The organism is Corynebacterium sp. LaCa_23, assembly GCF_058182375.1.
This window is the reverse complement of the sequence record NZ_CP190825.1, coordinates 2,401,497-2,421,739: the sequence shown is the minus strand read 5'-3', so window position 1 is coordinate 2,421,739 and position 20,243 is coordinate 2,401,497. Positions and strand designations below refer to the sequence as shown.

Here is a 20,243-nt window from a genome sequence, read left to right as displayed (position 1 = left end):
AAGAAGGGGAGTATTTGCGCATGTCAACGGTGGTTAGTTGCGGCGTAGTTAAAAGTACGTTAGATCTGTAGTTGAAGCAGAAAGTGCGCTTCGGCGCAGCCACTAAGGAGCGAGATGACTACAGCCTCGACGCCACCCTGCGGCACTAAGACCGCCGCTAATCTTGTGTATTTTTCCTCGGTCAGTGAAAATACCCACCGTTTTGTCCACAAGCTGGGCTTTCCAGCGGCACGCATTCCTTTGCGGCCGAAGCGTGAAGGAATGCTCTATGTCACCGAGCCCTTTGTGCTCATCGTCCCGACCTACGGCGGCGGCAATATCAAGGCGGCGATTCCGGTGCAGGTGCGCCAATTCCTCAACGTTCCGGAAAATCGCGCACTCCTGCGCGGCGTCATCACCTCTGGAAATACCAATTTTGGTGAAGCGTATTGCTGCGCCGGGCCACAGATAGCCCGAAAGTGCGGCGTGCCTGAGCTCTACCGTTTTGAGCTGCTCGGTACCGACCGCGATGTTGCCCGCGTACGGGAGGGGTTGCAGGACTTCTTTGCGCACCACCTCTACCCCACCGCCCACGCGTCCATTGCCTGACGGCTAGGGCCTCGAAGACAAAGAAAAGAGAAAGTACCGATGAAATATCAAGAGCTCATTGAGCGATCCCAAACCCCGCCGCATTTTCGCCACGATGCCTCCACCCCGTTGCGCCCAGTGAACTGGAATCGCATCTGGGATGATAAGGATTTAGAGGTGTGGAACCGCCTGACCTCGAATTTCTGGTTGCCGGAGAAGGTCCCGCTTTCCAATGACCGCAACGATTGGTCGCGCATGGATCCAGCCGAGCGCGATCTCACCATTCGCGTCTTTACCGGCCTGACGCTACTGGATACCGTGCAGGCCACCGTGGGCGAAATCAGCCAGATTCAAGATGCCCGGACGGAACATGAGGAGGCCGTTTATACCAATATAGCCTTCATGCAGGCCGTGCATGCGCGGAGCTATTCCTCCATCTTTTCCACCCTGGCCAGCACCGAAGAGATCGAAAAATCCTATGCGTGGGCCGTGGATAACCCAGTGCTGCAGCAGCGCGCGACCAGTGTGATGGTGCATTACTACGGCGACGACCCACTAAAGCGCAAGGTTGCCTCTACCCTCTTGTCCTCCTTGCTGCTGTACGCCGGCTTCTATCTACCACTGCATTTTAGCGTGCACGGGAAGCTGACCAATACCGCTGACATGATCAGGCTCATCCTGCGGGATAAGGCGGTCCACGGCTACTACTCCGGATACAAGTTCCAGCGGGGACTCGACCACGCCACGGACGCTCGCCGCGAAGAAATGCGCGAATTCACCTTTGACCTGGTGCGCAAGCTCTATGACCTGGAGATGCGCTATTCCGGCGAGCTCTATGAACCATACGGGCTTATGGATGATGTCGCTACATTCGTGCGCTACAACGCTAATAAAGCCCTGATGAATCTGGGCTATCCCAACCTCTTCCCGTACGAGGAGTGCCAGGTCAACCCGAAGATCCTCGCGGCACTCACGCCAGGATCGGATGAAAACCACGACTTCTTTTCGGGGTCGGGGTCCTCTTATATCATCGGCAAAGCCGTAGAGACCTCCGATGCCGACTGGGATTTCTAAAAACCAACAAGTCTCCACACGAAAGGACACCCATCATGAAACTTCTTGTACTCGTTGGCAGCCTGCGGCGGGAAAGCATTGCGAAGAAGATCGCCAACCATGCCATTGAACTCGTTCCCGAGCACGTAGAGTGCCAGCGCTATGACCTGCGCACACTCCCGCTTTATGATTTCGACTACGACGATTCTGGCGTGGAGGATAAACCCACGCCGGGAGAGTACACCGATTTCCGCAACGCAATTAAGGAAGCGGATGCCATTTTGTTCGTCACCAGCGAGAATAACCGGACGATCCCGGCGTGTTTAAAGAATGCCATCGATATTGGGTCCAAGCCCAATTCCGATGTCGCCTGGAAGAATAAGCCAGCTGGCATCATCAGCCACTCCGTCGGCCGCATGGGTGGCTATTCTTCCCACAAGAATGTGCGCCTAGCCTTGTCCTACTTTGACATGCCGATGCCCGGTCAGCCCGAGGTATTCTTGGGCAATTCTCCCCAGCTCATCGGCGAGGATGGAAAGATCGAGCCGCCCAGCACCATCGATTTCGTGCGGGACTACCTCGAGCGCCTTGTAGACCTGGTACCTGCGGCTCCGCAACAGTAGGAGCTACCTCCTCCTAGCAGCGAGGCGGTTAATCCCAGTACTCCGTGGCGCAGAGCGCGATGCCGTGCGCCCGGATTCCCTGGCCCGCCTCAACTGGGGCATCAACGATGAGCGGGAGCCCGTCGATTTCGCATACCCAGAACTCCCCTCCCCCAAATTCATTGGTCTTTTTCTCGACGTTATTCACGGTGCCAGCTAGCTCGACCTGCGGGTTGAGCAGGCTGGGCTTGTAGTTTTGATAAAACCGTTCCGTGGCTGGGGATCGCAGCGAAAACTCCGCCGGTTCCGTTAATTCATAGTCCAGCGCAACGACTGCGGGTCGCACGCGGCCGAGCAGTTTTTCACCGCCTACGGGGTTGCCGGTAGGTAGCGTGAAGGGGGCATCGCTAAGCACTGCCCACCGCAGATCTTCCATTTCTAAGATGCCAATAAATGGCATGGCGCGATATAGCGTTGCCTCTACGTCTTCCCCGCCCCGGAACGACGGCAATACGGTCCACTCGCCCTCGTACTCCATCGCCGTGACGGCGATGCCGGAGGGATCCGCATAGTAGAGCACTTGATCAAAAGCAGGCGCATCCCACAGGGTCCGCTCTGCGGGAAGCTCCGCGATGAGTTCTTCCGTGTCCAGGAAGTCGAATCCGCAGGCGCTAAAAAGTTTATCCATGGCCGCCATCATAGACAGGCGTCTACCCGACGGGGGTCGCAGCCGGCTCGAAATCCGGCCGATAGGTACTTATTAAGTCCTAATGATAGATAGTATCCAGAAAACGTCAGGACCAATAAATAGCTTACGAAAAGCAAAGTATATGTGTTTAAATTGGCAAAAATATGGCACTTATGAATGATTGGAAGTCCAAATCCCGCGCCTTAATAAATGGTGGGGGTTGATGGAACAACCGCTCCGCTCAATTGTCGGTTGAGTAATCAACTGCGCATTATATAATGCTATTTAAGTCAAAGCCTAAGGGGGAATCCTGTGCGCCCAGAAGAAAGTGCAGCGTGGGCGGACTTCGTAGCGATGCAGCGGGCGCTGCATAAGGAGTTGGCCAACGCGCTGCAGGCAACTGCGAATGTGAGCGAGGCCGATTATGCGGTGTTGGCCGTCCTGCAGCGCCGCCGTGGGCAGAGCACCCGGCCGCATGAGTTGGCCGCGGAACTGGGGTGGGAAAAGTCGCGGTTGCACCGACAACTGGTCCGGATGGAGGGGCGCAAGTTGGTGACAAGGCGGCACGCGGAGGAACTAGGACCCCGAGCTATTGAAGTCACAGTGACGAAAATAGGTGAGGGAGCATTCGCCGCAGCATTGGGCAGTCATACCGCGAAGGTGGATGACAAGGTGGTCTCCGTCTTGACGGGAGAGGAATTGCAGCAGTTGGGTTTCATCTCCAGAAAAATCATGCGCAGCTTAACGGGCGATACCTAGAACCCAAGGAGTCGATCGCACAAGAAAGGCACCCCGTCACTGACGGGGTGCCTGCCTATTTGTAGGTCCTAAAGACTAAGGCCTTAGGAAATCTTCAGCACCGTGCGGCCATGGTGGCTGCCGTTGATGAGCGATTGCGCTTCCTTTACCGCATCTTCCAGGGGAAGGGTATTGGTCAAGGACTCCAGGATGGACAGGTCCAGGGTGCGGGCGAGGAGCTGCCAAGCATTCTGGCGGTAGTGCAGCGGGGCATCGACGGAGTTCACGCCGGCTAGGTGCACGTTGCGCAGGATGAAGGGCATGACTGTGGCGGGCAGGTCGGGGCCGCTGGCCATACCGGTGGCGGCAACGGTGCCGCCCCACTTAGTGCGGGCCAGGACATTGGCCAGCTCCTGGGAACCGGAGGTGTCCACGGCGCCAGCGTAGATGGCCTTTTGTAGAGGCTTGCCCGGCTCGGTGAATTCGGAGCGGTCAATGATCTCATGTGCGCCGAGCTCGTGGAGGTAGTTGGCGTAATCGTCCGGGCGGCCGGTCATGGCGTGGACCTCGTAGCCGGCATTGCGCAGGAGGTTGACGGCAATGGAGCCGACGCCGCCGGTGGCGCCGGTGACGAGAACAGGGCCCTCGGGAAGCCCGCGCAGCGAGTTAACGCACAGCGCCGCGGTGTAGCCGGCGGTACCGACGGCAGCGGCCTGCTCCGCGGTGAAATCCGCGGGAAGGGCAACGGTGGCGCGGGAATTGACGCGCTGCTTCGGGGTGTAGCCGCCGTGTCGGAATTCGCCGAGGCCATCGCCAAAGGAGGCAACCAAGGTGCCCACCGGCAGGCGCTGCACATTGGACTCGGATACGGTACCGACCACGTCGATGCCGGGCACCAGTGGGTTGGTGCGGACGACGCCGGGATCGCCGGTGATTGCCATCGCGTCCTTGTAGTTCAGCGAGGAATAAGAGACGTCAACGGTCAGGTCACCCTCGCCGAGGAATTCCCCTTCCTCAAAGGAGGTGGTGACGGATTTGTCTTCGTTACGGGTAACAAGTAGCGTGCTCATGCTCACCATGATACGTGAATTGTGATGCAACCATTTTTGGGCAGCTAAAGGTCGGGGGAGCAGAGCTTGGCGATGTCCCCCGCGGTCTGCTTGGCAAAGGGGCTCACCCCGGTAATGGTTGCAGAACCGGGGCCCGTCCAGGTTCCGTAGCCGACGAGGAAGAGGCCCTCGACGGTGGGGGTGCGGCCATCGAGAAGCGTGCGGAAAGGCCCCAGCGCGGGGCGGAACCCGGTGCACCAGATGAGGTGGTCTGCCTCCACCTCATCGAGGCTGGAGAACATGGGGGAGGCCTTAAGCAGGCCCTCATCGCGGGCGCGCTTGACGGGAGGAACGACGACGATATCGCCCAAGTTGGTATCCGCGCCGGGATCGGGCTCGCCGCGCATCATGGCATTAAGGCGGGCGCGGTTGCGCTGGAAAAGAACGCGGCCATCGACGTCATCGGGCATCCACCGTGGCGGCTTCGCCGTGAACCACGTGGTGTCTACGCCGGAGAGCACGAGCTCTGCGGCTATCTGGGCCCCGGAATTGCCGGCCCCAACAACGGTGACGGACTCGCCGCGGAAGGGATCGGGCCCGGGGTAGACCGCCGAGTGCCATTGCCGCCCGGCAAAGAAACCGGGGTAGTAGGGGATAAACGGCGAGGACCACGTGCCGGTAGCCGCGACCACGGTGCGCGCGGTAAGAAGCTCATCATCGGTGGTGACGTGAAAGCGCTCGCCATCATGGGTGACTTCCTGGACCCGCACCGGCCGGCGTACGGGCAGGTCATAGCGTTGCTCGTAGCGGGTGAAGTAATCGATGACGTGGCTGGCGGGTGGAAATCCGTCGTGGTGGGGCATCGGCAAGCCGGGCAGGTTGGAAGACGCGCTATTGCTAAAGAGCGTGAGCGACGGCCACGCGTGACGCCAGGCCGCGCCGGGGGAGGGCTCGGCATCAAGGATCTGGAAGTCGAGGCCCTTCTTGCGCAGGTAATAACTGGTGGCCAGGCCGGCTTGCCCGCCGCCGATAACGATGCAGTCCAGCATTAAATCAGTTTCCTTTCGCGGGCCACAGTTACCGCGGCAGTGCGGGTGTCTACGCCCAGCTTTTGATAGATGTGAATGAGGTGTGTTTTCACGGTGGCCTCAGAAATGAAGAGTTGATTGGCCAGCTCCTTATTGGAGGAGCCGGTCGCAAGGGCGCGGAGGATCTCCAGCTCGCGCGTGGAGAGGGACTGCTCCGGCTGGCCCACGCGCTGGGCCAAGAGGTTGACCACCTCAGGGGCGAGGGTGCGCCGGCGTGCGGCGGTATTGAGCACCGCTTCGTGTAGCTCTTCCTCGGGCGAATCCTTGAGCAGGTAGCCCATCGCGCCAGCCTCGACCGCGGCCAAGATATCGGCTTGGGTGTCATAGGTGGTGAGTATGAGCACGGGCGGGCCGCCGGCCTCGGACAGCTTCTTGGTGGCGGTGATGCCATCGACGCCCGGCATCTGAATATCGCAGACCACGACGTCGACCTCGGGGGCGTCATCGGTAAAGAGCTTGTCCACGTCCGCGCCGTTATCGCCTTCCATGACCACGCGGACATCGGCAAAGGTATTCAGTATCGCGCGCAGCCCGGCGCGGACGACGGGGTGGTCATCGATAAGCATGACATTAACCATGGGGCTGCTCCTTGAGGGGGATTCTGATGGCAAGGGCGGTGCCGTCGCCGGATTCGAGGCTCAGGGAGCCACCGACGCTCTCCACGCGCTGGGACAATCCTTGCAAGCCAAAGCCGCTATCGCCGCCGTGGCGCGGGGGCTCAATTACACCGTGCCCATTATCCACGACGTCCAGGGTGACCGCATCCTCAAACAGGCCAAGGGTGACCACTGCGCGGGAGGCGTGCGCGTGCTTGATCACGTTATTAAGGCCCTCCTGCGCGGCGCGCACGACCACTTGCTTGATATCGCTGGGCACGCTTCCGCTGCCGGAAACCACAAGGTCAAAGGTGGTGTCCTCGCCCAAAGCCTCCGTGCGTCGGCGCATCTGGGACAGGATGGAATCCAGCTGGGTCTCCAGGCGCTCATCGGGCCCGGCGAGTTCGCGGACGAAGCGACGGGCCTCCGCCAGGTTCTCGCCGGCAGTGTCCTCGATGACGGCGAGCTGTTCGTTCTTGGTCGCTAGGTCATCGGTATTCCGAGCGGCGCGGGATACCAGCAGGATGGAGCTCAACCCTTGGGCCACGGTGTCATGGATATCCCGGGACAGGCGTTCGCGCTCTTCTAGGCGCCCGGCCTGGTGCTCGCTGGCGGCCAGCTCGGCCTGGGTTTCTTGCAGCTGCTTGGCGATGTCCCTGTGGTGCGCCGCCTCCGCCTGCAACCGGCGCTGGATATAAAACACGCCCGCGGCAAAGGTCGTGCCGATAAGCGGGCCGATGGCCGCGGCGATGGACCATCCGTCCGGGTGCAGCCAGGCGGGGATAAAGGCGGCCGCCGCCCATAGCGCCGTGATGGAGATAAGCCCTGGCCACTTGGGCAAGGCACGCAGGAAAACGAAGATAAGCGGGAACTCGAGCCACATGAAATCCTGCGCGTGGACCATGAGCCCCAACCAGAGCAGGCACAGCCCGGTGAGCCAGAGCCAGGTGGGAATCCAGCGCGCGGCCGCGTACACCGCGGCTAGGCCGATGGCCAAAAGGATGGCGCGGGCGTCCAAGCGGTCATCGATATAGGCGCGGGCCACGCCGAAAAGCAGCAGGAACGTGAACATGGCGTGTAAGCCCCAGAGCCATAATTTCTGTCCAGAAAACACAATTTCCTACAGTATCTGCCGGAGGGTGGATGAGGGATCAACCAGTTGGTTGACTGGAGGTTCAACTAGGCCGCCGATTACTTCTGAACTGCGCAAAGGGACTATAGAAGTATGTTCTTAGCTATTCGTGAAATCACCGCCGCGCGCGGCCGCTTCGGGCTCATCGGCGGCACCGTAGCGCTTATCACCCTTCTTTTGGTTATGCTCTCCGGCCTGACGGAGGGCCTATCCAAGCAAAATACCTCGGCGCTTGAGGCCGTGGCGCAGGAGCACCCCTACGTCAGTTTTTCTACCGAAGAGCCCGCCTATAACGAGTCCGAGATCCACGAGAAGGATCTCTCCGGCGATGCGATTGCCTTGGGCACCGCGTAAACCAAGCTGGAGGGCGAGGGCGCGGTAGGCGTGATGGGCCTGCCGGCCGGTACGACCATCCCCAATACCAACGCCACCATCCCGGAAGATGGCGCCGTCCTCTCTGACACGATTGAGGCCTCCGGCACCGTGAATATCGGTGGGGTAGACCTCTCCGTAGAGGGCACCGTTGCCGAAACGCAGTTCTCCCACTCGCCGGTGGTATGGGTATCTACAGAGACCTGGCAGAAGGTAAGCCACGCCCCAGAGGACGTAGTCGGTACGGTTGCCCTGCACTCTGAGGAGGTGCCCGGTTCGGTCGAGATGTCTGATTCCTTCTCCGGCCTGCCCGCGTATCAGTCAGAACGCGGTTCGCTGTTGACCATGCAGGGCTTCCTCTACGGCATCTCTGCCCTGGTTACCGTGGCCTTCCTGACGGTATGGACCCTGCAGCGCACCCGCGATCTCTCCATCCTGCGCGCCCTGGGCGCCTCGGTGCGCTACCTGCTGCGCGATGCCCTGGCCCAAGCCGCGCTGATTTTGGCCGCCGGCACCATCCTCGGCGCTTTCGTCGGCTGGCTGCTTGGCCTGCTGGCCTCCGGCACCGTCCCCTTCGACGTATCCGTGCGCACCATCATCGTTCCCGCGGTCGGCATCTGGATCCTGGGCATGGCCGGTGCCCTGGTCTCTACCCGCCGCGTAGCCAAAGCCAACCCCCTCGATGCATTGGGAGGAAATGCCTAAATGTCCACCATCCTTGATATTCGCAACGCCACCGTCACCTTCCAGGACGGTACGACGACTACTACGGCGCTTGATGATGCCACCTTTAGCGCCGACTCCGATACCCTCACCGCAATCGTGGGCGAGTCCGGTTCCGGTAAGTCCACGATGCTCTCCGTCGGCGCCGGGCTCATCACTCCGGACTCCGGCACCGTAAAGGTCAACGGCACGAATTCCATCATCTTCCAGCAGTCGAACCTGTTGTCCTCGCTCAAGGTGCGCGATCAGCTGCTCATCATGGACCACATGGTCGGGCGCAAGCTGCGCAAGGATCGCGCCGATGAGCTGCTAGAATTCGTTGGCCTTAAGGGCATGGGCAATCGTCGCATCGGCCAGCTTTCCGGCGGCCAGGCCCAGCGCGTCAATATCGCGCGCGCCTTGATGGATGAGCCGAACCTGCTGCTTGCCGATGAACCCACTTCCGCCCTCGACTCCCACCTTTCCCAGGAAATCATCCGCCTGCTGCGCGATATTACCCAGGAGATGCACACCGCCACCGTGCTGGTCACGCACGATCGCTCCTTGCTCACCTTCGCCGACCACGTGGTGGAGGTTAAAGACGGCCGCGTGAGTAAGCGGGACGCTATCGGTGCATAACGAGCAATCGCGCGATGGACTGGGGCATCGCCGCGGCAATCTGGGAAGCGGAACAAATGCCAAAACCATCGGGGGTATGCGCCGCAATGGCTGCGGCGTGCTGGTGTAGGGCGGCGGCGTGGAGGATCTCCATGATGATGTACTCCGCATCGGCTTTTTCGTGGTCTACCTGCGCGATAGTGGCGCCGAGGATGCCGGATAAAACATCGCCGGAGCCTGCGGTGGCCGCATAAGAGTGGCCGGCATTCATCCCGTAGATGGCCTGGCCGGGCGCGGTCACCGTGGTGATGCGGCCCTTGTGCAGGATAAAACAGTCCAAGTCCTCGGCCAGCTCGCGCTGGCGCGGGCCCACGCCCTCGCTGAGATCGAGCTCGCGGCCGAGGGTGGCCTCGTAGAGGCGGCGGAACTCGCCGGCGTGCGGGGTAAGGATGACCCGCGGGTGGGAGCGGACGCGATCGCGCAGATCGGCGCTTTGGGCGAGCAGCGTCAGGGCATCGGCATCCAGGATCGTGGGCAACCCGCGGTCTAGAACGGCGTGGAGCTCGCGGGCTGCTGCTTCATCGGTGCCGCGGCCAGGGCCTACCACCCACGCCTGGGCATGCACCTTATCCTCGGCGCTCGGGTGGGGAACGACTTCGGGCAGGTGGGGGACCACGGCATCATTATCTATGACCCGCACCATGGACGGCGTGGCGCGCACCGCGCCGGTAGCCGCTAGGATGCCCGCGCCGGGATACGCGCTGCTGCCAGCGCAGATGGCGGTGACGCCGCCGGTGTATTTCGTGCTTGAGGCGTGGGGAGTGGGGTCCACGATGGGGCCTGTGCAGCCCACGGGCTTGGGGGCGGTGACGTGGCCGAGGTGGGCATCGGCAAGCACGGGCTCCCCGGGCCACTGGAAGGGGAGATCGATGGTGGGCTCGTTGGCGATATAGCCCGCCGGCTCTGCGGTAGCCGTTAGTTCCTCCGTAAAGGAGCGCGGCGCGTTGGGCAGCTGCAGATCGCAGAGCACCACCGTGCCGCATTCCGGGGCGAAGATATGGCCGGCGCGCGCCCAACCGAAGCTCACGGTAATCGTTGCCTCGACGGCATTCTCCGCGGCCACGCCCGTATCCGCGTTGATGCCAGAGGGGATATCCACCGAAAGCACCGGGATATCGTGCTGCTTGGCCGCGCGGTACGCGGCAAGGCCCGCACCGCTAAGCCCGCGGGTGGAGTTGAGACCGGCGACGGCATCAATGAGTAGGCCGGTAGCCTCCGCGTGCGGTTGATCTGTAATGGTCCCGCCGGCAGCGGTAAAAGCTTGCAGCGCTGGGTCGTGCGCAGCATCGGCGACGAGTATCGCTTCCACGCCATAGCCCTCCTCGGCGAGGAAAGCGCCTGCATAAAGGCCATCGCCGCCATTGCCGCCAGGCCCGGCCAGGATGGTGATGCGGCGAGGCGCAGGGCCCGTCAGCATGGATTTCGCCGTGGCGGCAACGCCCCGGGCGGCCAGGCGCATGAGTTCATCATCGTGGCTCTGCTGCGCGAGGAGCGCGGATTCGGCGGAACGAACGGTGGATACACTATAGGCAGGTCGCATGCCCGCCACTATAGGCCTTAAGCAGCGGATTGGCAGGTGGGGCACCAGAAGAGGTTTCGGCCCTCCATTACTTGCTCCGCAATCGGCGTGCCGCAGACATAGCAGGGCAGGCCGGCGCGCCGGTAGACGTAGACTTCGCCGCCGTGATCATCCTGGCGCGGCTCACGCCCCATGGCCTCGGGGGAGTGCTCGGCGCGCACGGTATCGATGCGGCCGTGCTCTACGCCGTAGTTCATGAGCTCTACCAGGTCTTTCCAGATGGCGAAGAATGTTTCACGGGAAACATCCTTGCCAGGGGTGAAGGGGGAGAGGCCGGCGCGGAAGAGGGCCTCCGCACGGTAGATATTGCCCACACCGGCATACAGGTGCTGGTCCATCATGAGGGAGCCTATGCTGCGGCGGGATTTGCTCACCTTGGCCCACAGGGCTTCGGGATCGGCATCGACGCGGAGCGGATCCTGGCCTACCTTGGTCAGCCGCGCCTGGTAGTCCTCCTCCGTGAGCAGCAGGCAGAATTGGGGCCCGCGCAGCTGCGCGGCTTGCACCCCATTGTCTATGCGTATGCGGATCTGCCCGCGGTTTTCCTCGCGGGGTTCGAAGCTGAGCTTGCCGATGAGCCCCAGGTGAATATAGAGGATATGCGCTGGGTTGGCGGCGGTGAAGTGCACGAAGAGGTGCTTGCCAAAGGCCTCTGCGTGGTCGATTTCTGTACCGTCCAGGATGGCCGCCTCGGTGGCAAACCGGCCTTGCGGGCTGGTCACGCTGAGCGGCATCCCGCGATAGTCAGCGTTGAGTGTGAGGGCTAGGCGGTGGATCACGTGACCTTCAGGCATAGCTTCAGTGTAGTGACATCATTGGTCGCCCCCAACTAGGGCGCGTGGCGCCGGGGGATGAAAAAGAGTAAACTCGAAGCGCGGATTGATTTTATTTCTATTGAAGGGTCGATAAATCATGACGCATAAAATCGGTTTTGACCGAGAAAAATACATTGAGCTGCAGTCAAAGCACATTCAGGCCCGCCGCGAAGAAATCGGCGGAAAGCTCTATCTGGAAATGGGCGGCAAGCTTTTCGATGATATGCACGCCTCCCGCGTGCTGCCGGGCTTTACCCCGGATAACAAGATCGCCATGCTGGAGCGCATCAAAGAGGAAATTGAAATCCTCCCGTGCATCAACGCCAAAGACATTGCCCGCCACAAGGTACGCGCTGATTTAGACATCCTGTATGAAGACGACCTCCTGCGCTTGGTAGACGTATTCCGCAGCCGCGGCTTTTTGGTTGAAAACATCGTCATGACCCAGGTGGAAGACGGAAATGCGCAGGCAGAAGCGTTCATCGAAAAGCTCGAGCGCCTCGGCCTCAAGGTCGCCCGCCACCGCGTTATCCCAGGCTATCCCACAAATACGGACCTCATTGTGTCTGAGGATGGCTTTGGCAAGAACGAGTTCGCGGAAACCTCCCGGGACTTGGTCGTCGTGACCGCTCCAGGGCCTGGCTCCGGCAAGCTTGCCACCGCACTATCGCAGGTCTACCACGAGCACCAGCGCGGCAATAACGCTGGTTACGCCAAGTTTGAGACCTTCCCCATCTGGAATCTTCCCCTCGAGCACCCGGTTAACCTCGCTTACGAGGCCGCCACCGTGGACTTGAACGATTCCAATATTATTGACCACTTCCACTTGAGCGCCCACGGCGAATCCACGGTGAACTACAACCGCGACGTTGAGGCCTTCCCGCTGCTGCGGACCCTGCTGGAAAAGCTCACCGGCACCACGCCGTACGAATCGCCCACGGACATGGGCGTGAATATGGCCGGCTACTGCATTACCGATGATGCGGTCTGCCGCGCCGCCGCCCAACAGGAAATCATCCGCCGCTACTTCAAGGCCAAGGTAGAAGAAGCCCGCGCCGGGCTGGGCGATGAGCAGTCTGAGCGCGCCGCCGTCGTCATGGCGAAGGCCGGCATCAAGGTCGATGACCGCCCAGTAGTGGGCCCGGCCCGCAAGCGCGCGGAGGAAACCGATGGACCCGCCTCCGCGATGCAGCTTCACGATGGCACTATCATCACCGGCCGCACCTCCCCGCTGCTGGGCTGCTCCGCGGCGATGCTGCTCAATGCCCTCAAGTACCTAGCCGGCATCGATGACGATACCCACCTGCTCTCGCCGGAATCGATAGAGCCAATCCAAACGCTGAAGACGAAGCACCTGGGCTCTTCCAACCCCCGCCTGCACACCGATGAGGTGCTCATCGCGCTATCCGTATCCGCCGCCAAGGACGAGGATGCCCGCAAGGCGCTGGAACAGATCAAGGAACTCGCCGGCTGCGACGTCCACACCACCACCATCTTGGGCTCGGTGGATGAGGGAATCTTCCGCAACCTTGGCGTGCTCGTGACCTCTGATCCGGTCTTTGCCCGCAAGAAGGCGCTGTACCAAAAGCGCTAAGGAATTGGGGATCTTGCCGGTAGCGGGCCTAAGATTATGGGCGTGACTATCGGCAAAGTTCTCCTGTATTACTGCTTTACCCCCATCGAGGATCCCACCGCCGTCATGCTGTGGCAGCGCACCCTGTGCGAGTCCTTGGGCTTGAAGGGGCGCATCCTCATTTCGGAACACGGCATCAATGGCACCGTCGGTGGCGACATGGATGCTTGCAAGCGCTACGTGCGCCAAACCCGTGAATACCCGGGCTTTAAGCGCATGCAGTTCAAGTGGTCCGATGGCGGCGCCGAGGACTTCCCGCGCCTATCGGTCAAGGTGCGCGATGAAATCGTGGCCTTTGGCGCGCCGGGCGAGCTGAAGGTGGATGAGAACGGCGTCGTTGGCGGCGGCACGCACCTCAAGCCGGAAGAGGTCAACAAGCTGGTAGAAGAGCGCGGCGATGAGGTAGTCTTCTTCGATGGCCGCAATGCCATGGAAGCAGAGATTGGCAAGTTCAAAAATGCCGTCGTGCCGGATGTGCGCACCACCCATGATTTCATTGAGGAACTGGAATCCGGCAAATATGACTGGATGAAGGACAAGCCGGTCGTCTCCTATTGCACCGGCGGCATCCGGTGCGAGGTCCTTTCCTCTTTGATGAAGAACCGTGGCTTCAACGAGATCTACCAAATCGATGGCGGCATCGTGCGCTACGGCGAAAAGTACGGCAATGATGGGCTGTGGGAAGGCTCCATGTACGTCTTTGACAAGCGCATGCACCAGGAGTTTGGTCAAGGACTAGAGGACCCAGGCTTTATCCAATTGGGCCACTGCGTGCACTGCGGCAAGGGTACTAATACCTTCCACAACTGCATTAATGAGGACACGTGCCGCCAGCAGGTGCTCATCTGTGATGACTGCATCCAAAATGTGGAAACCCAACACTGCGGGAGGCCGAATTGTAAGGAAGTGGCCCTTAGCCTTGCCAGCTAAGGTGCGGGGTTAGCGCACCAAAAGCAGCTGAATATCGCTAATGGCCCAGATCATAAAGTTAAAGGCCACAACCCAAAAGATCGCCATCCAGCTGCGCCAGCGCAGGTAGCGGCGCAGTTTGCGCACCATGATGATCGCGCAGCCGATCATGCCCAGCAGTGGGATGATCATGGTGGAAATGGCAAAGAAGTTTCTTTGGCCCTCGGTACACAGCCAGCTTGCGGTGCCGTCCTCGCACAGGGGGCCGCCGGTAAGGCGCGAAAAGAGCGCGACGCCGAAGCCATATAGCGCGGAGATGACCAGCACGGACACCATGTACCAGATGGCTTGGCGGGTAGAGCGCCGGTTCGCGGCGGCTACCTCGACGGGATCGGGCTCATCTGCCAAATCATCGAAGCTTTGCGGCTCAGGCCGACGCAGGTTGGCATAATCGGCGTCGGTCGTCAGGTCGTTTTCGGGGTGCTCTGGGCGCGAGCTCATACATTAAGCCTAGTCGGTCGCGGGGTGAATGAGTACCGGTACGCGAATATGAGGGAGCAACTCGGTTGCGGTAGAACCCAAAAAGACCCGCGCGATGGGGCCTTGTGGGGCAGAGGCCATCAACATCAGATCGCCCTTTTTCCACTTGAGCGAATCAACGGCACCGGACCACCCGGCGCCAGAGCCGATCTCGGAGGTGACCTCGACCTCCGGGTAGGCATCTTGGATGTGGTCGCGGGCCCGGTCGAGCATCGCTAACGAATCCTCGTGCCACTCCGCGGTGAGCTTGAGCGCAATATCGCTTTTATCCTTCGACGGGGAATGCAGCAGGTCATCCGCCGAGAAGGCCAAGATGCGCAGAGGCAAATCCCAGCGATCCGCCAGCGCAGCCGCGCCCAATAACTCCCTATCTGCGCGCTCACCGCGCTCCGTAATGACAAAATTAAAACGGGTCACGCCGTGTTTCGATAATTTGGCCTTGCGCGGGATAAGCCCTAAGGATAGTGGCGAGTAGTGCAGGAGAGTATCCGCGGTGGAACCGGGGAAAAAGCGGCCCTTGGGTGCGGCCTGGTTGGGGCCTAACAGGATGATATCGGCCTGAAAATCCTGGGCCATCTCAGTAAGGAGCTGGGGGCGGGAGGGGCCATCGACAAGCACGGAGGGCGTATCGTCCCAGTACTTTTCCGGGATACCTGCCTCCGTCAGGGCCGCAGCGGTGGCTGCCGCGCATGCTTGCTTCTGCTCTTTAAACCACTTCTTGTATTTCCCGCCCAGCTTGGACAAAGACGTCGTGGTCCAAGGCTGGAAAACCGTGGAAATAACGCGCACCTCAATCACCGCGGTGCGCGATAGCCAGGCGGCGAATTCGAGGGGTTCGGTGCCGGAAGAGGAAGGACTCCAAGAAATGAGGATGCGCAGCGGCTCTTCGGCCGAGCCCTTGTGCAGGGTCGGCAGCAGCGGTTGGTGAGATTTTTTGCCCATAGAAAGAATATGTATGCGAAAGCTTAGTGAGTACTAAAGCTCATTATCGTCTGTTACGGCCGCAAAACTAAAATTGCATGTGGCCGCAAGCGCGCTACTCGCTATCCATAGTGGGGCGGTAGACATCCGCAAGCTTGGAAATGACCGCGCCCATCTCGCGCGCGGTGGCCAAGTCCTCGGGCTCGAGCCACCGCATAATCTCTGCAAGGGCCGCGGCGCGTTGCCCGGAAACTATGGCCAATTCGGACTCGCCCAGTTGGGTGAGCGCGACGAGCACGCCGCGGCGATCTTCTTCATCGCGGTGGCGTTCCACGAACCCGCGGCGCTCTAGTTGGTAGAGCGCGTTGGATGCGGTGGGCATGCGGATAAGCTCCGCCTGGGCAATGGTGGATACGCGGGAAGGCCCGCGCAAGCGCAACTGATTCATGATGGAGACCTGCGAGGTAGTCAGCGATGAACCCTCTGCGGTGCGCTGGAAAATAAGAATTAACTTATTGAGCGCCGGTTGGATATCCCGGGCTACCTCTACCGCGTCCTCGTAGTCGGACGGGGACTTCGTTGGGTCCGTCTCATCATGGTGTTGCGTCATAAAACTAAATTCTATCGTGCACTACCGCCTGGCGGTAGTATCGCGACGAAAAAATTAGCTTCCCTTAATAAAATCTTCCAGCTCGTTGCGCGCGACATCGTCGGCCTTCTGTACTGGAGGGGACTTCATTAGGTAGGAAGAAGCGGAAAGTACCGGTCCGGCGACCTTGCGGTCCAAGGCGATCTTGGCGGCGCGGACGGCATCGATAATAATGCCGGCGGAGTTAGGGGAGTCCCAGACCTCGAGCTTGTACTCCAGGTTCAGTGGGACCTCGCCGAATGCGGAACCCTCCAAGCGGACATAGGCCCACTTGCGGTCATCCAGCCACTCCACGTAGTCCGAGGGACCGATGTGGACGTTGCGGTCTGCGCGCTTGCCAGCGATAGGGGAATTGTGCACGTTGGAGGTCACGGACTGGGTCTTAGAAATCTTCTTAGACTCCAGGCGCTCGCGCTCCAGCATGTTCTTAAAGTCCATGTTGCCGCCCACGTTGAGCTGCATCGTGCGGTCCAAGCGCACGCCGCGGTCTTCAAAAAGCTTTGCCATAACGCGGTGGGTAATGGTGGCACCAACCTGGGACTTGATGTCATCGCCCACGATGGGCAGGCCTGCGTCCTCAAATTTCTTGGCCCACTCTGGGTCAGAAGCAATGAAGACCGGCAGGGCATTCACGAACGCGCAACCAGCGTCGATGGCGGCCTGGGCGTAGAACTTATCTGCTTCTTCGGAACCAACCGGCAGGTAGGAAACAACAACCTCGGCACCGGCCTCGCGGAGGGCAGCTGCGACATCGGCAGGAGCTTCGTCCGATTCCGTGATGGACTCCTGGTAGTAGCGGCCCAGGCCATCCATGGTGGGGCCGCGCTGAACGGTGACGCCTAGGTCTGGGACGTCTGCGATGGTGATGGTGCAGTTGCGGGAGCTGCGGGTAGCCTCCGCAAGATCCTTGCCCACCTTGTCCCCATCGACATCGAAGGCCGCGACGAATTCAATATCGCCGACGTGGTAAGGCCCGAACTGGGTGTGCATCAGGCCAGGAATATTTTCCTCCGCTGCGGCGTTGCGATAAAACTCCACGCCTTGAATAAGGGACGTGGCGCAATTGCCGACGCCGACGATGGCGACCTTTACTTTGTCAGACACACTATGCTCCTTTATTAATTCGTTGCTGTGTGGTGCCTGCGCAACGTTAGGCCAGAAATTATGCCTGGTGGTAGCACGACGGCATATGGATCGATCAAGAAGAGGAAATTAAGACAATGCGGGTGAATTCCGTTGCCTTCAAGCACGAACTTTCCCACGAGTGGGAACGCACCCAACACGTCCGCGAATACCGCGCCGGGCACCTGAGGCGCGACGAGGTCTGCGATGCGGACTTCCTCCTCCGGGCCGCCGCTGAGCACCACGGCCGCACCATGGATAAGCCCTGCCCGGTCTGCGGGGAGGACCTGCGCCTGACCCGGTGGGTGTACGGCGAGAGCCTGGGCCGGCGCGCCGGGAGCGCCCGCAGCGAGAAAGAAATAGCGGAATTTGTCGGCGAAGGCCTGGAATTTACCGTGCATGAGGTGGAGGTCTGCCGGCACTGCCGCTGGAATCATTTATTGCGTTCTGCAACGGCTTTTAACGCGTGTTAGTTTTCGGCGCACCGCCTTAGGCAGTAAGCTGCAATTATTTAGTTTGTTACCAGGGATGAATGAGGACACGAATCAGTGACCGAGAAGGAATCTACTGGCGAGTCCACTAAGGTGGACCGCCGCAAAGAAGGCGAAGAACCCCAAAAGCGCCGCATCTGGCCGTGGGTCGTTGTGGCCCTCCTATTGGTTTTTGTGGCACTGCCTGCAGGCCTTTTTGCGTATGCCTATTCGCAGTACACCGTTCCGGAGCCCAAAGAGCTGGCCAATAACCAGGTCTCTACCATCTATGCCTCCGATAACGACACCCAGTTGGCGCGTTTGGTTCCGCCGGAAGGCAACCGTACGCACGTGACCTTGGATGAGGTCCCCGTCTTTGTGCAGGACTCCGTGCTCGCCGCAGAGGACCGCGACTTCTGGGATAACTCCGGCTTTTCCTTCACCGGTTTGGGCCGCGCGGTACTGGGTAAGGTCACCGGCAATGACACCGCCGGTGGTGGTTCCACGATTACCCAGCAGTACGTGAAAAACACCCTGGTGGGCAACGAATACTCTTACGTGCGCAAGGCGCGCGAGCTCATCTACTCCATCAAGATGACCAACGAGTGGGAAAAAGAGGACATCCTCAACGCCTACCTGAATACGGTCTACTTCGGCCGCAATGCCTACGGCATCCAGGCCGCATCCAACGCCTACTTTGATAAGGACGCCAAGGACCTCACCCCCGAGGAAGGCGCCATGCTCGCCGGCCTCATTCAGTCCCCGTCTGGCCTAGACCCCCGCGTGAACCAGGAGGGTTCCGAAAGCCGCTGGAACTACGTGCTTGACGGCCTCGTGGACATGGGCGATCTCAGCAAGGAAGAGCGCGATGGAATGGTCTTCCCAGAGACCCGCGATCCCGCTGAGTACTCGGCATACACGGAAGCCCCAGGCGCGAATGGCCACATTAAGGATCAGGTCATCCGCGAGCTCGAGGACGTAGGAATTACGGAAAACCAGGTCTCCACCGGCGGCCTGCGCATTACCACCACCATCGATATGAACGTGCAAAACAACACGATTCAGGCAGTCGATGACCAGCTGGCGCCGCTGCAAGAAGACGCGCGCGCGGCCTCTGTGACCATCGACCCGAAGACGGGTGCGGTGCGCGGTTACTTTGGCGGGCATGATTCCAACGGTTGGGACTACGCCAACTCCCCGCTGCAGACCGGTTCGACCTTCAAGATTATGGCGCTCGCCGCTGCGCTGCAGCAGGGCATTAGCTTGGATACCAACTACTCCTCGGCGCCGTACCAGCTGCCGGGCTCCGATCTGGTTACCAACGTGGGCGGCGGCTGTGGCGTCTGTGACCTGCGCGAGGCCACCAAGCAGTCCCTGAACACCTCTTACCTGCGCCTGCAGAGCGATCTGAAAAATGGCACCCAGGACACCGCGGATATGGCCCACGCCTTGGGTGTTGCCCGCTCGTTGCCGGGCATCGAAGAGACGCTGACTGAAAACGGCAAGCAGCCTTTTGAAGGCGTGGTCTTGGGTCAGTACCAGTCCCGTCCGCTGGACATGGCAACCGCGATGTCCACCCTCGCGAACCAGGGCGTCTGGCACAACCCGCACTTTGTGCAGCGCGTAGAAAATGCCGCCGGGGAAGTTCTGTATGAACACCCAACCGATGAGGGCGAGCGCCGCGTTTCCGCGAATGTGGCCAATAACGTCCTTGAGGCCATGGCGCCGGTAGCGGCATGGTCCAATGGCTCGCTGGCTGGCGGCCGCACTTCGGCTTCCAAGACCGGTACGACCCAGCTGGGCGATTCCGGAACCAACAAGGACACCTGGATGGTTGGTGCCACCCCGCAGCTTGCTACCTCCGTGTGGGTCGGTACCGCGGACAACACCTCGGCCATCTTCGACCAGTACGGCGGAATCATGTATGGCGCCGGCGCGCCGACCAAGATCTGGAAGTCCGTATTGGATAACTCCTTGGCGGATCAGGAATTCCAGCAATTCCCCTCGGCTTACCCCGTTCGCTTCGGCACGGTATCTGCCGGCGGTGGTGCCCCGGCCTATAACCCAGGCGGCGGTTCCGGTGGGCAGGGTGCACAGAACTACACTGGCCCAGCCCAGGACGGCGCCCCAGAAGAAGAGGCCAGCCCAGCACCTGCCGAGACCCCGGATGCGGGCCACGATGCCCCGCCGCAGCCGCCCGAGAACCAGGGTGGCAATAATGGAAACGGCGGCAACCGCGGCAATGGCGGCGGTAATAATGAGCCGGCCCGGCCTGAGGCCCCGTCTTTAGATGACTTCTTCGGCCGCGAAGGCGGCCTGGCTGACCTCTTAGGCTAAGCA

20 protein-coding genes and 1 pseudogene are annotated in these 20,243 nt (G+C 60.6%); 10 read left to right on the top strand and 11 right to left on the bottom strand.

What is annotated here, in order from left to right; translation table 11 throughout:
• The first annotated feature begins 114 nt into the window (after positions 1–114).
• Genes nrdI through ACP8IT_RS11445 form a run of 3 tightly spaced genes read left to right on the top strand, consistent with a single transcriptional unit; the run spans position 115 to position 2,243 of the window.
• Complete coding sequence (gene nrdI, locus ACP8IT_RS11455) at positions 115–588, top strand: class Ib ribonucleoside-diphosphate reductase assembly flavoprotein NrdI (RefSeq protein ID WP_023016373.1); 474 nt, start codon at positions 115–117, stop codon at positions 586–588.
• Positions 589–627: 39 nt separating this feature from the next.
• Positions 628–1,641 carry a class 1b ribonucleoside-diphosphate reductase subunit beta gene (gene nrdF, locus ACP8IT_RS11450; RefSeq protein WP_023016372.1) on the top strand — a complete coding sequence of 338 codons (1,014 nt, stop codon included), beginning with the start codon at positions 628–630 and terminating at the stop codon, positions 1,639–1,641.
• Positions 1,642–1,676: 35 nt separating this feature from the next.
• Positions 1,677–2,243: an NADPH-dependent FMN reductase gene (locus tag ACP8IT_RS11445; RefSeq protein ID WP_005275857.1), complete on the top strand. Its 567-nt coding sequence runs from the start codon at positions 1,677–1,679 to the stop codon at positions 2,241–2,243.
• Positions 2,244–2,271: 28 nt separating this feature from the next.
• Here ACP8IT_RS11445 and ACP8IT_RS11440 read toward each other — a convergent pair whose 3' ends face one another.
• Positions 2,272–2,910 (bottom strand): hypothetical protein, encoded by a 639-nt coding sequence (locus tag ACP8IT_RS11440; protein ID WP_490290128.1) that lies wholly within the window; start codon positions 2,908–2,910, stop codon positions 2,272–2,274.
• Positions 2,911–3,222: 312 nt separating this feature from the next.
• On the opposite strand from ACP8IT_RS11440, the gene ACP8IT_RS11435 reads away from it, so the two are divergent.
• On the top strand, positions 3,223–3,669 hold the full coding sequence (locus tag ACP8IT_RS11435) for a MarR family winged helix-turn-helix transcriptional regulator (protein WP_490290127.1): 447 nt from the start codon (positions 3,223–3,225) through the stop codon (positions 3,667–3,669).
• A gap of 83 nt (positions 3,670–3,752) precedes the next feature.
• Here ACP8IT_RS11435 and ACP8IT_RS11430 read toward each other — a convergent pair whose 3' ends face one another.
• Genes ACP8IT_RS11430 through ACP8IT_RS11415 form a run of 4 tightly spaced genes read right to left on the bottom strand, consistent with a single transcriptional unit; the run spans position 3,753 to position 7,453 of the window.
• Positions 3,753–4,727, bottom strand: coding sequence for an MDR family oxidoreductase (locus tag ACP8IT_RS11430; RefSeq protein WP_023027996.1), 975 nt, complete (start codon positions 4,725–4,727; stop codon positions 3,753–3,755).
• Positions 4,728–4,762: 35 nt separating this feature from the next.
• Entirely contained in the window at positions 4,763–5,746 is a 984-nt protein-coding gene (locus ACP8IT_RS11425) for an NAD(P)-binding domain-containing protein (protein WP_490290126.1), read from the bottom strand.
• Positions 5,746–6,363 carry a response regulator gene (locus ACP8IT_RS11420; RefSeq protein WP_023016367.1) on the bottom strand — a complete coding sequence of 206 codons (618 nt, stop codon included), beginning with the start codon at positions 6,361–6,363 and terminating at the stop codon, positions 5,746–5,748. Before ACP8IT_RS11420 ends, ACP8IT_RS11425 begins: the two co-directional genes overlap by 1 nt.
• Complete coding sequence (locus ACP8IT_RS11415) at positions 6,356–7,453, bottom strand: sensor histidine kinase (RefSeq protein ID WP_490290125.1); 1,098 nt, start codon at positions 7,451–7,453, stop codon at positions 6,356–6,358. The genes ACP8IT_RS11420 and ACP8IT_RS11415 overlap by 8 nt, the downstream gene beginning before the upstream one ends.
• Positions 7,454–7,606: 153 nt before the next feature.
• On the opposite strand from ACP8IT_RS11415, the pseudogene ACP8IT_RS11410 reads away from it, so the two are divergent.
• Positions 7,607–8,590, top strand: a pseudogene (locus ACP8IT_RS11410) (ABC transporter permease).
• A complete protein-coding gene (locus ACP8IT_RS11405; protein ID WP_023027992.1) occupies positions 8,591–9,226 on the top strand; it encodes an ABC transporter ATP-binding protein in 636 nt (211 codons plus the stop codon).
• On the opposite strand, the gene ACP8IT_RS11400 is transcribed toward ACP8IT_RS11405, so the two are convergent.
• Together ACP8IT_RS11400 and ACP8IT_RS11395 are read right to left on the bottom strand one after the other, a co-directional pair.
• Positions 9,213–10,805, bottom strand: a complete 1,593-nt coding sequence (locus tag ACP8IT_RS11400) for a bifunctional ADP-dependent NAD(P)H-hydrate dehydratase/NAD(P)H-hydrate epimerase (RefSeq protein WP_490290124.1) — start codon at positions 10,803–10,805, stop codon at positions 9,213–9,215. The genes ACP8IT_RS11405 and ACP8IT_RS11400 overlap by 14 nt on opposite strands.
• A gap of 17 nt (positions 10,806–10,822) precedes the next feature.
• Positions 10,823–11,638 (bottom strand): Fpg/Nei family DNA glycosylase, encoded by an 816-nt coding sequence (locus tag ACP8IT_RS11395; protein ID WP_490290123.1) that lies wholly within the window; start codon positions 11,636–11,638, stop codon positions 10,823–10,825.
• Positions 11,639–11,756: 118 nt separating this feature from the next.
• Here ACP8IT_RS11395 and ACP8IT_RS11390 point away from each other — a divergent pair, with 118 nt between their 5' ends.
• Both ACP8IT_RS11390 and trhO read left to right on the top strand, forming a co-directional pair.
• Positions 11,757–13,253, top strand: coding sequence for a DUF1846 domain-containing protein (locus tag ACP8IT_RS11390; protein ID WP_005275828.1), 1,497 nt, complete (start codon positions 11,757–11,759; stop codon positions 13,251–13,253).
• Between the two features lie 42 nt (positions 13,254–13,295).
• Positions 13,296–14,222: an oxygen-dependent tRNA uridine(34) hydroxylase TrhO gene (gene trhO / locus ACP8IT_RS11385; protein ID WP_034653699.1), complete on the top strand. Its 927-nt coding sequence runs from the start codon at positions 13,296–13,298 to the stop codon at positions 14,220–14,222.
• Between the two features lie 9 nt (positions 14,223–14,231).
• Here trhO and ACP8IT_RS11380 read toward each other — a convergent pair whose 3' ends face one another.
• From ACP8IT_RS11380 to ACP8IT_RS11365, 4 genes are all read right to left on the bottom strand, one after another.
• Entirely contained in the window at positions 14,232–14,702 is a 471-nt protein-coding gene (locus tag ACP8IT_RS11380) for a hypothetical protein (protein WP_023016359.1), read from the bottom strand.
• 9 nt (positions 14,703–14,711) lie between these two features.
• A complete protein-coding gene (locus tag ACP8IT_RS11375) occupies positions 14,712–15,683 on the bottom strand; it encodes a universal stress protein (protein WP_284638461.1) in 972 nt (323 codons plus the stop codon).
• Between the two features lie 94 nt (positions 15,684–15,777).
• The gene (locus tag ACP8IT_RS11370) at positions 15,778–16,272 is read right to left on the bottom strand and encodes a MarR family winged helix-turn-helix transcriptional regulator (protein ID WP_023016357.1); all 495 of its coding nucleotides are present in this window, start codon (positions 16,270–16,272) and stop codon (positions 15,778–15,780) included.
• Positions 16,273–16,326: 54 nt separating this feature from the next.
• Positions 16,327–17,415, bottom strand: coding sequence for an inositol-3-phosphate synthase (locus tag ACP8IT_RS11365; protein ID WP_023016356.1), 1,089 nt, complete (start codon positions 17,413–17,415; stop codon positions 16,327–16,329).
• A 116-nt stretch (positions 17,416–17,531) separates the two neighbouring features.
• Between ACP8IT_RS11365 and ACP8IT_RS11360 the strand changes: the two genes are divergently transcribed.
• Both ACP8IT_RS11360 and ACP8IT_RS11355 read left to right on the top strand, forming a co-directional pair.
• Positions 17,532–17,906, top strand: coding sequence for a DUF5318 family protein (locus tag ACP8IT_RS11360; RefSeq protein WP_005275810.1), 375 nt, complete (start codon positions 17,532–17,534; stop codon positions 17,904–17,906).
• Positions 17,907–17,981: 75 nt separating this feature from the next.
• Positions 17,982–20,240 (top strand): transglycosylase domain-containing protein, encoded by a 2,259-nt coding sequence (locus ACP8IT_RS11355; RefSeq protein WP_023029727.1) that lies wholly within the window; start codon positions 17,982–17,984, stop codon positions 20,238–20,240.
• Positions 20,241–20,243 lie beyond the last annotated feature (3 nt).